The organism is Methylorubrum podarium, assembly GCF_040270385.1.
In the GTDB taxonomy this organism is placed as follows: Bacteria; Pseudomonadota; Alphaproteobacteria; order Rhizobiales; family Beijerinckiaceae; genus Methylobacterium; species Methylobacterium podarium.
On sequence record NZ_JBELQE010000059.1, the window covers coordinates 18615 to 28565 of the forward strand.

At 72.6% G+C, this 9951-nt stretch carries 8 protein-coding genes; 1 reads left to right on the forward strand and 7 read right to left on the reverse strand.

The features are described 5' to 3' along the window. Positions 1 to 226: 226 nt before the first annotated feature. Positions 227 to 1114: a DUF3313 domain-containing protein gene (locus tag ABS772_RS10250; protein WP_350394231.1), complete on the forward strand. Its 888-nt coding sequence runs from the start codon at positions 227 to 229 to the stop codon at positions 1112 to 1114. Between the two features lie 250 nt (positions 1115 to 1364). Here the strand turns inward: ABS772_RS10250 and ABS772_RS10255 are convergent, their stop codons facing one another. The 7 genes from ABS772_RS10255 to ABS772_RS10285 all read right to left on the reverse strand — a co-directional run bounded on the left by ABS772_RS10255 (position 1365) and on the right by ABS772_RS10285 (position 9939). Beyond that, on the reverse strand, positions 1365 to 3170 hold the full coding sequence (locus ABS772_RS10255; RefSeq protein WP_350394233.1) for an adenine deaminase C-terminal domain-containing protein: 1806 nt from the start codon (positions 3168 to 3170) through the stop codon (positions 1365 to 1367). 99 nt (positions 3171 to 3269) lie between these two features. Further along, a complete protein-coding gene (locus tag ABS772_RS10260; RefSeq protein ID WP_238255478.1) occupies positions 3270 to 3983 on the reverse strand; it encodes an RlmE family RNA methyltransferase in 714 nt (237 codons plus the stop codon). A gap of 182 nt (positions 3984 to 4165) precedes the next feature. Then, positions 4166 to 5308, reverse strand: coding sequence for a Ppx/GppA phosphatase family protein (locus tag ABS772_RS10265; protein ID WP_238255477.1), 1143 nt, complete (start codon positions 5306 to 5308; stop codon positions 4166 to 4168). Between the two features lie 147 nt (positions 5309 to 5455). Next, positions 5456 to 6610 (reverse strand): glycosyltransferase, encoded by a 1155-nt coding sequence (locus tag ABS772_RS10270; protein WP_350394235.1) that lies wholly within the window; start codon positions 6608 to 6610, stop codon positions 5456 to 5458. Next, positions 6607 to 7419, reverse strand: a complete 813-nt coding sequence (locus ABS772_RS10275) for a lysophospholipid acyltransferase family protein (protein ID WP_350394237.1) — start codon at positions 7417 to 7419, stop codon at positions 6607 to 6609. Before ABS772_RS10275 ends, ABS772_RS10270 begins: the two co-directional genes overlap by 4 nt. A gap of 12 nt (positions 7420 to 7431) precedes the next feature. Further along, a complete protein-coding gene (locus tag ABS772_RS10280; protein WP_350394239.1) occupies positions 7432 to 8970 on the reverse strand; it encodes a phytoene desaturase family protein in 1539 nt (512 codons plus the stop codon). Between the two features lie 81 nt (positions 8971 to 9051). After that, entirely contained in the window at positions 9052 to 9939 is an 888-nt protein-coding gene (locus ABS772_RS10285) for a type 1 glutamine amidotransferase (protein WP_350394243.1), read from the reverse strand. Positions 9940 to 9951: the final 12 nt, after the last annotated feature.

The following is a 9951-nucleotide window of genomic DNA, read 5'->3' on the forward strand; positions in this document are numbered from 1 at the left end:
GCGGCGAGGCGACACCGGAACCTCATGTCGGGCAGTCGCGGGATGAAACAACGTGGCGGAACGGTCACAGACCCGCGGGATACGCGCGCGGCCGCTGGCCGGATCCTTCCGGGACCGCCACCTTACGGCTAGGCTTCCGCCTGAAAAGCGGTGCTGTCCGGCCTCGGCCGGATGCGCATCCCCGCGCGTCTCACGGCGCCGGCCCAACATCCCGCGAAAGAGCCTGATGCCCCTGCGGTCGACTCATCGTTCCGGCTTCTCCCGCCTCGCGCTCGGCGCCGTCCTGCTCGCCGGGCTGACCGGCTGCGGAAACGTGGTCCTCACCGACGGCGACGCGCTCTCGCGCCGCGACCAGTTCGTCACCAGCGACGCGGTGGCCTCCGAATCCCGGCTGTTCATCGACCCGACCCTGCCGCAGACGGTGCGCACCGTGCGGATCGTGCCGACGGCCTTCACCGAGGCGGTCTCCGGTCCCGGCCTGACACCGGTCGAGCGGCGCGTGATCGCCAACGCCGCCGACCGGGCGCTCTGCTACGATCTCTCGCTGCGCTACGACATCGTATCCTCGGGTAAGGCCGATCTCACGGTGCGCTCGGTCGTGACCCGGGTCGAGCTGACCAATGTGCCGGCCTCCAGCGCGACCATCGCCGCCTCGGCGGCGATCACGGTGGCGGCGCAGGTCGGCATCGGCTTCGCCGACGCGGTCGGCAAGATCCCGGTGCCGCGGGTGCCGATCGGGCTCGGCAGCCTGACCATCGAGGCCGAGGCGCTCGACGCCCGCAAGCGCCAGCGCGCGGCGATGATCTGGGCGGGCGCGGCCAACTCCTTCACCAACCAGGCCCGCTTCTCCGCGGCCGGCGACGCCTACGACCTCGCGGGCGAGTTCGGCCAGGATTTCGGCTCCTACCTCGCCACGGGCAAGGACCCGTTCAAGGGCGAGCTGCAGCTCCCGACCTACGACCGCGTCCGCATCACGACGCTCGGCGAGGCGCCGCTCGATCCCGATTGCGAGGCGTTCGGACGGGCGCCGGGCGTGGACGGCATCATCGGCGACATGATCGGCCTGCCGCCGGACTGGACCGACAAGGGACCGGGCGTCTCCACCGCGCGCTGAACCGCGGTTCGATCGGCTCGGCCGCATGCGGATCCCCTCTCCCCGCTCGCGGGGAGAGGGCTTCATGCCCCCTCGTCGGGGCATGAAGCGAGGCGGCAGCCGAGGGTGAGGGGGCTTGGCCGGATACGCCTCGTCCTGAAACACCCCCTCACCCTCGCTCCGGCTTCGCCTGCGCTTCCCGCAGGCACGACAAGGTGCCTGCGGGCCTCTCCCCGCCCGGCGGGGAGAGGGGCTCAGCGGAGCGCCTCGCTCACGCCGCCTCGAACAGCGGCACCTGCCGCATCTCCGGCACCAGCACCAGCCCCTTGTCGGTGATGCGGATCTGCGGGATCACCGAGAGCGGGATCAGGTTGAAGCCCATATAGGGAATGCTGCAGCCGGCCCGTTCCCAGGCCGCTTTGAGGGCTCTCACTTCGTCGGCCACCGCGCCGACGCGCTTGTCGGAGAGGAGCCCCGCCACCGGCAGCGGCACCATCGCCGCGACCCGTCCATCCTCCACGACGCAGACCCCGCCCTGATGGGCCGCGATCGCGTCGAGGGCCACCCGCATGTCGGCCTCGTTCAGCCCCGCGACGATGAGGTTGTGCGAGTCGTGGCCGACGCTGCTCGCCACCGCGCCGCGCTTCAGGCCGAAGGCGGAGAGCAGCCCGTGGGCGACGCCGCCGGAGCGGCCGTGCCGCTCGATCACCGCGACGTGGCAGAGATCGTGCGCGGCGAGCGTCGCCGCCCAGTCGGCGCCGGGGGCGAGTGCGACGCGCTCGTGGCTCAGCTCGATCCCCGGCAAGGTCGTGCGGATCGCGTTGACCGTGCAGGGGCCGGCGGGAAGGGGCGGGATCAGCGCCGGCAACGGATCGGGGAGGCGCACCGTGGCGTAGGCCGGCGCCGGATAGCGGTAGGGCCGGGCAAGCGCCTCTTCGAGCCTCGGGGTGGGCTTGCGATCCTCCACCACCAGCTCGCCGCCGTACCACGTCGCCTGCGGCACCAGGTCGTCGTCGAGGAGCACGAGGTCGGCCCGGCGCCCGCCGCCGAGGCCGCCGACCTCGCCGTCGAGGCCGTAGCGGGTCGCCCCGTGCAGCGAGCCCATCGCCCAGGCGGCGGCTTTCGGGATGCCGCGGGCCACCGCCTCGCGCACCACCCAGTCGAGGCCGAAGGCGAGAAGGTCGTCGGCGTCGCGGTCGTCGGTGCAGGCGCAGACCCGTTTCCAGGCGGCGCCGTACTCGGTCACGGTGCCGATCGCCTTCGGCAGCGAGTGCCAGGGCGTCGTGGGCGGCCCGCCGCGCAGAAAGATCCAGAGGCCGGCCTCCAGCAGGTCGTCGGCGATGTCCGCATCCACGGCCTCGTGGGTGTCGGTGACGCCGCTCGCGGCGTAGGGCGCCACGAAGTCGCGGCCGTAGACGTGGCCCGAAATCGGGCGGCCCCGCTCCAGGGCGGCGCGGATGATGGCGTGCGCCCGCTCGTCCCCGGCGGCCACCGCGACGAAATCCATCTTCTCGCCCAGCCCGACCGCCTCGGGCCACGCGTCGAACAGCCCGGCGATCTTCTCCGCCGTCAGGTCGCCGCCCGCGGTCTCGAGTTCCGGCGTCGTGGCCGGCACCGTGCTCGGCACGGTGAGGAAGATGTTGAGCGGCGCCGCGCGGGCATCCTCCAGCATCCACTCGACGCCGTCCACGTCGAGCACGTTGCCGATCTCGTGGCTGTCGCAGACGATGGTGGTGGTGCCGTTGATCAGCGCGGCCTCGGCGTAGGCGCAGGCCGTGACCATGCTGCTCTCGATGTGGAGGTGCGGATCGACCAGCCCCGGCGCGATCAGGCCGCCGGCGACGTCGGTGCGCGGCGCGCCGCCGCGATGGTGGCCCACCGGCTTCACCGCGGCGATGCGCCCGCCCGCGATCCAGATCTCGCGGTCGGGCAGGATGCGCTCGGAATAGGTCGAGAGCACCCGCGCGCCGGTGATGACGCGATCGGGCTCGGTGCGGCCGGCGGCGACCTCGGCGAGGCGCCGGGTCATCCGGGCCAGCGGCGCGACGGAGAAGCGGGTGAGGGGGCTGGCGGTCATCGGGTCCTTCCTTGCGCGGCTCTCGGGGCGCGACTCTCGGGCAGGATGCGCAGGCATCGTGCCACGAAAGGAAGGCGGGGCGCAGCCGCCCGTGACCGATCAGTCCGCGTCGTCGGCCTCGCCCACGGGCTGACCGCGAAAACCGGTGGCCAGCACGTAGAGCTCGCTCGAATCCGCCCGGCTCGCCGCCGGCTTGACGTGGCGCACGACCGCGAAGTCGCGCTTCAGGTCGGACAGCAGGCTCCCCTCGGTGCCGCCCTGGAACACCTTGGCCAGGAAGGCCCCGCCCGGCGCCAGGATCTCGGCGGCGAAGGCGGCGGCGGATTCGGCGAGTCCGATCGTGCGCAGGTGGTCGGTCTTCTTGTGGCCGGTGGTGTTGGCGGCCATGTCGGACAGGACGAGGTCGGCCTTGCCGCCCAAGAGCTCGGTCAGGCGCTCGGGGGCGCTGTCGTCGAGGAAGTCGAGGGTGATGAAGGTGGCGCCCGCCATCGGCTCGACGTCGAGCAGGTCGATGCCGACGATGCGCCCGCCCTCGCCGACGATCTTCGCGGCGACCTGCGACCAGCCGCCGGGTGCCGCGCCGAGATCGACGATGCGCTGGCCGGGCTTCAGCAGCTTGAAGCGCTCGTCGATCTCGATGAGCTTGAACGCGGCGCGGGAGCGGTAGCCCTCGCGCTTGGCGCGGGCGACGTAGGGGTCGTTGAGCTGGCGCTCGAGCCAGCGCTTCTGGGAGAGGGTGCGCCCGCGGCCGGTCTTCACCCGCTGCTTCAGGTCGCCTCGCAGGCCGCCCGTCCCGCCTCGCCGGTCGGTCATGATCATGTCCTCAAGCATCGGAACGCGCCGATGCGCTCACAACGGCCGGATCGTCCCTATCCTGCTGCCGCGAGCGCGTGAAGACGGCATTCCCGGAGCATATCGGACATGTCTTGGGCCCCCCCTCTCCCTGCCCGGCGGGGCGAGGGGATCGACGTCGTTTACGTCCGGCCCGATTGTCCTCAGCGATACCGCCCGCGGCGCCAGACGCCGTCCTCGCGCATCATGTTCATGAGCAGGCCCTCGCGCAGGCCCCGGTCGGCGATGCGCAGGCGGTCCGAGGGGAAGACCCGGCGGATCGCCTCCAGGATCGCGCAGCCGGCGAGAACGAGGTCGGCCCGGTCGCGGCCGATGCAGGGGTTGTCGGCGCGCTGTTCGAGGCGGGTGTCGAGCAGATCCTCGATCGCGTCGCCGACCTCGCCGTCGCTCATCCAGAGCCCATCGACCCGGCGCCGCTCGTAGCGGGCGAGGCGCAGGTGCATGGCGGCGAGCGTCGTCACCGTGCCCGAGGTGCCGAGCAGGTGGAAATAGGGGGCGGTGGCGGCCGCCGCCGCGCGGAGGGCGAAGGGGGAGATCAGGTCGCCGACCTCCTCCACCATGCCCTCGAAGGTGCGCCGCGTGACCTCGGTGCCGCCGTGGCGCTCGGCCAACGTCACCACTCCGACGGGCAGCGAGTCCCAGGCGCGGATGCGCAGGGTCGGGTCGGTCGAGGGATTGGCCGCGGCGCCGTCGAGCCACGCGATCTCGGTGGAGCCGCCGCCGATATCGAAGATCACGACCGATTCCGCCCGCGGGTCGGCCAGCGCGGCGCAGCCCGTCACGGCGAGGTAGGCTTCCGTCTGCCGGTCAACGATCTCGAGGTCGAGCCCGACCTCGGCGCGTACCCGCGCCACGAACTCGGCGCCGTTGACCGCGAGCCGGCAGGCCTCGGTGGCGATCACCTTGGAGCGGGCGACGGCGCGGGACTTCATCTTGCCCCGGCAGATGCGCAGGGCCTCCACCGTGCGCTCGATCGCCGCCTCGGTGAGGCGGTTGGAATTGCCCAGGCCCTCCCCGAGACGGACGATGCGGGAGAAGGCGTCGATCACGCGGAAGCCGTTGGGCGTCGGCTCGGCGATCAGCAGCCGGCAATTGTTGGTGCCGAGATCGAGCGCGGCGTAGGCGTCGCGGCGACCATTGCGGCCCGTGTCGTGACGGCCGGTCTCGTAGCGCGGGGGGTAGCTCTCGATCGGGCGTCCGCCCGTGACCGTGCGGGACCCGTCCCGCGATGTCTGCGGGTCGGCGGTGGGGCGGGCCGACACGGCGGCGGCGCTCTCATCCCTCATCGACGCGACCGAACTTCCTGGCGATGCGGCCCGGCAAGACGCAGGACCGTCGTGGCACCAAGGCTACAGGCGTTGTTCGGGAACTGCAAAGGCTGGATGGCCGGACTTACACGATTTGCCGCATGGATCGTCTCGGGCCGCCGCCGGTCAGCCCGGCTCCCGCTGCGGCTTCGGCGCTGCGCCCACCGCGTAGCTGCGGCCCTTCCACACCGCCCGACCGGCGCGGCTCGGGCGCAGCAGCACGTTCCACTGGATCGCGAGCGCCGTGCAGACGGCGAGCGGATGCAGGGGAATCGTCGCGGCCGGCTCGGCCACCCGCAGCGTGATCGCCGCGCGGGTGCCGAGCGAGACGAGGGCGGCGGCCAAGGCGAGGGCGGCGGCATTCCCGGCCCCGAGCGCCAGGGCGGCGGCGAGGACGAGCCAGGGCAGGACGTGGCCGCCGAACAGCAGCAATGTCCAGACGGGGAGGGCCATGGGCGTCGCCATGCCCTCGTGCGCGTTCTTCGAGAAGCCGGCCCAGGACTGCGGAAAGTTCCGGTACATCCGGCAGGCGGCGAGCGCGTGTCCGGCGACGAGGTCGGTGCGAAGGCCCTGCTCGCGAAACAGCCGCGGCAGGCGCACGCCGTCGTGCAGAGAGGTGCGGATCGCGCCGTGGCCGCCGGTGGCGGCGTAGGCCCCGCGGCCGATCAGGATCATCTGCCCGCAGGCGGCGCCGAGCGAGGGCCGGGGCGAGGCGCGCATCAGGGCGATCGGCAGGTAGCCGAGCATCAGGAAGTCGATCATCGGCACGGTCAGGCGCTCGCCCAGCGTCTCCATCACCTGCCGCGGCACGCCGCTGACGAGATCGGCCCCGCTCGTCACGGCGTGCGCGGCAAGGGCCGCCGCACCAACCGGCGCCAGCGTCACGTCGGCATCGAGGAACAGCAGGCGCTCGCCGCGGGCCGCGGCGGCGAGCGCGACGCAGGCGTGGTTCTTGCCGGTCCAGCCCTCGGGCAGGGCGGGCACGGAGATCAGCCGCAGGCGCGGATCGGCGGCCGCGACGCGCGCGACGATCGCCGCGGTCTCGTCGGTCGAGTGGTCGTCGCCGACGATCACCTCGACCGGAACGAAGCGGCTCGCGAGCGCCGCCCGCACCGTGCCCTCGATCACCGCCGCCTCGTTGCGGGCGGGGATCAGGATCGAGACGAGGCCGCCGGTCGGCGCGGGCTCAGGGGTTCGCAGGATCGCGAGGTTGACCGCCGCCAGCACCGCCGGAAGCAGGGCCAGGGCGAGGGCGATGAGGGCAAGGAGCGCGAGCGTCATCGGGTCCGCGTCTCCGCACCATTGCCGTTCCGGTGTCCCGGCTCGAAGCGTCGTCCTGTCAGCGCCGCCGCGAGCCGCCGCCAGCCGTCATAGACGCCGCCGACGCCGCGCCGGCCCGCCAGCAGCGTCTCGAACCGGGCGGGATCGCGGGCGATCACGTCGGCCGAGAGCCGGTCGAGGGTCGCGGTCAGGTCCGACTCGAGCCGGGCGAGGCGCTCCGGGCGGGGCAGGGCCAGCAATTCGGCCGCCGGAAGGGGCGCGCCGAAGGCGAGGAAGGCCTCCGCCCCGCGCTCGTCCCAGAAGGCGTACTCGATGGCGAGCGGCAGGAAGGTCGCCTCGGGCGCGATCTCGGCGAGCCGCGCGACGCCGGGCTTCAGCCCGAGGGGGCGGGCGCGCACGTCGGCGAAGCGCCCCTGCGCGGTGATCCAGATCGCGCGGTCCGGCGCGGCGAGGATCGCGCGGGAGGCCGACAGGAACTGCGCGCCGCCGCGGGCGCTGTCGAGATCGACGGGGAAGGCGCCCATCTTCCGGAAGATGCCGTACTTCTCCAGCATCGCCGCATCGAACGGCGCGAAGCTCTCGCGCCCCGGAAACAGCCGGTCGGCGGCGACGATCAGGATCGCCGCATCCCACCATGCCGGATGGTTGGCGTAGATCACCAGCGGCCCCACGCTCGTCCTGCCAGCCGGAACGCCCCAGCGGGCGAGCCGCAGGGCGTTCAGGTGGCGCCGCACGAAGCGGTCGAAATAGGCAGCCATGAACCGCCAGAGCCGCCGTGAGCGCTCGGGCGGCGGGATCGACCGCGTCATGACGGGGGAAGCTCAGGCGCTCTTGCGCAGTTCCGGCTCCCGGCTGCCGCGCAGGTCGTGATCGAGGGCGTCGGCGGCGATCCAGCCGGACATCATCACCATCGGCATGCCGGGTCCCGGATGGGCGGCGCCGCCCGCGAGATAGAGGCCGCGCACCTCCCGCGAGCGGTTGCCGGGCTTGAACGCACCCATCATCCGCCCGTGCGAGGCGAGCCCGTAGATCGCGCCGTTCAGGACCTTGTAGCGGTCGTGGATGTCCTGCGGCGTGAGGTGGCGCTCGACGACGATGCGCTCTTCGATGTCCGGCATGCCGCCGGTGCGCTTGAGCTTCTCCAGGATCGTCCGGCGATAGGCCGGGAACATCTTCGACCAGTCGTGGTGCGGGCGCAGATACGGCGTGTGGACGAGGACGTAGAGCGCCTCGCCGCCGTCCGGCGCCACGCTCGGATCGGTGGAGGAGGGGGCCGCGAGGTAGGCGGTCGGGTCGGGGGCCGGCTCGCCCTTGCGGTAGATGAAGTCGAACTCCTCCTCCGGGTCGCGGGAGAAGACGAAGTCGTGGTGGGCGAGGTGCTCGTAGCGCTTGTTGAGCCCCAGATACAGCACCACGCCGGAGCAGGCCGGCTCGAAGGTCTTCTTCTCGTAGGACCTGCCGACTTCGCCGCCGACGAGTTCGCGGTAGGTGCGCACCGAATCCATGTTGGAGATCACGGCGTCGTAGGTGCTGATGCCGTCGCGGGTGCGCAGGCCGCGGAGCTGGCCGTCGGCGATGTCGAGGCCGAGCACCTCGTCGGCGGGCTTCATCGTGGCGCCGAGCTCGGTGGCGAGCCGCATCAGCCCCTCGGCCACCGCGCGGGTGCCGCCCATCGGGTACCAGACGCCTTCCGCCGTCTGCATGTGGGCGATGGCGCAGAGCACCGCCGGCGCGCCGTAGGGCGAGGAGCCGACATATTGCACGAAGTGGTCGAGCATCTGCGCGAGCCGCGCATCCTTAACCTTGCCGCGGATCGTGCTCGCCACGGTGGCGTGCATGCGCAGGCTCAGCACGTCGCGCAGCGTTCCGGGGTTCATGTTGGCGCGGATGTCGATCGTGTCGAACAGGTCCTGCACCGCCTTCCAGAAGAAGAATCGCTCCGAGACGCCGTGCAGGTGCTCGGAGACGGCGATGAACTTCCTGTAGCCGTCGCCCACCCCTTGGCCCGGCGCGAAGCGGTCCATGGAGGCGGCCATGGCGTCGACGTCCTCGATCAGGTCGATCGCCGAACCGTCGTCGAAGAAGCAGCGCCATTGCGGGTCGAGGCGGCGCAGGTCCATGTAATCGTGCACCGAGCGCCCGGCCTCGGCGAAGATGCGCTCCAGGACGCGGGGCACGGTGAGGATGGTCGGCCCCATGTCGAAGCGGAAGCCGCCCTCGTGCAGCACCGCCGCCTTGCCGCCCATCCACGCGTTCTTGTCGTAGACCGTGACGCGATGCCCGCGGGCCGCCGCCACGCAGGCCGAGGCGAGACCGCCGAGCCCGCTGCCGATGACCGCGACCGAGGAACCCTGGCTCATTGGAAACGCGTCTCCCGCGCGGCTTGGAAGGCGGCTTGGAAGAAAGCCGTCAAGGCGAAGCTAGATGCGGGGGAGGACGGGTCAACGTGCCACCCGGTCGCGCTCCGGCCATTTCAGGCCGCGGGCTGTGGACAGGTGCCTCAGGAAATTGCCGATCTCGCGGCGCCGCGGCCCGGGCTCGACGACGTCGGACCCCACACCGAGCCGCCACGCCCGATGCCGCCGGGCCGGGCCGTCGCGGCCGGCAAGCTCGGCGACCTCGCCCGCATGGGCCTCGACCGCCGCGCGGTCCGCGGCGAGCCCGGCGGAGACGACCGCGTCGGCACTCAGCCGCAGCATCGCGGCGAGTTCGTCGAGGTCGGTCTCCGGGTGGTACTGCGTGCCCCAGAACAGGCCCCGGCCGTAAGGGATCTCGATCGCCTGCACGTCGAGGACGGCGTTCGCCGCGAGCACCCGCGCACCGGGCGGGGCGCCGAGGACGGCGTCGAGATGGATCGCGGGCGCGTCCCAGGCGAGGCTGCGGCCGGCGAGCAAAGGGTGCGATGCGCCGTCGCCGACCGGCGCGATGCGCCGGGCGAAGCCGTATTCCGGTCCGCGCGGGTTCTCGCCGACATCCCCGCCCGCCACCGCGGCGGCGACCTGCATGCCCCAGCACGAGCCGAAGACCGGCAACCCGGCCTCGAGCGCCGCGCGCATCAGGTCGAGCTGGCGCCGCACGGCCGGGCCGTCCTCGGCGAGCCGCAGGGTGGAGCCGGTGAGCACCATGCCGTCGAAGCCCGCGAGCTCGGCCCCGCCCACGGCGTCGGCGTCGGCGGGGTTCACCAGCGTGCAGGCCGCCTCGGGCGCGAGGTCGGCCACCACGGCGGCGAAGGCCTCCGAGGTGGTCTGGCCGACGGCCTCCGCGCGCGTGGCGCGACCGTCGCGGTCGTTGCCGTCGGCGATCAGCAGGCGCAGCATCGGGTGGGTCATGAGGGCGGGGCG